This is a genomic window from Stenotrophomonas sp. SrG, from assembly GCF_050031795.1.
In the GTDB taxonomy this organism is placed as follows: domain Bacteria; phylum Pseudomonadota; class Gammaproteobacteria; order Xanthomonadales; family Xanthomonadaceae; genus Stenotrophomonas; species Stenotrophomonas rhizophila_A.
Genome location: NZ_JBNBBE010001008.1, coordinates 1 through 241 on the forward strand (window position 1 = coordinate 1; position 241 = coordinate 241).

At 68.9% G+C, this 241-nt stretch carries 1 pseudogene; it reads left to right on the top strand.

The annotated features are described in order from the left end of the window. Positions 1-3: 3 nt before the first annotated feature. A pseudogene (locus tag ACQG3P_RS22535) lies at positions 4-241 on the top strand (pit accessory protein); the annotation flags it as partial.

Consider the following 241-nt stretch of genomic DNA (forward strand, 5'->3'; position numbering starts at 1 on the left):
CGGCTGGACGCGGCTGCCCAGGCGGCCTACGACAGCGCCACGGCGCTGCATTCGATGCGGCGCGACGCCGACCGGCAGCCCGCGCTTGACGCGTTCATGCGGGCCCGCCTGCGCGAACGCGCCGCCTCGGACAAGATCAGCCAGGCGCTGGTGGACAGATTCATGACCCCGATCGAGCGCGAAGACATCGAAGCGCTGGGCTCGGCGCAGTACAAGATTCCCAAGCAGGTCGAGAAGTACG